The 236-nt window shown below is 59.3% G+C and carries 1 pseudogene; it reads left to right on the top strand.

Annotated features, from left to right (window positions below):
• A pseudogene (locus tag EOD29_RS35025) lies at positions 1–236 on the top strand (ATP-grasp domain-containing protein); the annotation flags it as partial.

The following is a 236-nucleotide window of genomic DNA, read 5'->3' as shown; positions in this document are numbered from 1 at the left end:
CTCGCGGAGGCCGGCGTTCCTATGCCGGCCTATCGCTTAGCATCGAATGCCGCGGACGTACAAAGCTGTGCCGCGGAAATCAACCTCCCGGTAATTCTTAAGCCTGCCGTGGGCAGCGGCAGCAGCGGTGTCCTATTGTGCCGCGACGTCGACGAACTAGCAAAACATACGATCCATCTGTTGGGCGGGAAGCACAAATGGCGGGCTTCGCCCAGGATACTGGTCGAAGAATTCGC

Source organism: Mesorhizobium sp. M1A.T.Ca.IN.004.03.1.1 (assembly GCF_003997555.1).
Taxonomy (GTDB): Bacteria; Pseudomonadota; Alphaproteobacteria; order Rhizobiales; family Rhizobiaceae; genus Mesorhizobium.
Note: the sequence above shows the minus strand (reverse complement) of the source record. Positions and strands in the feature narration are given on the sequence as shown.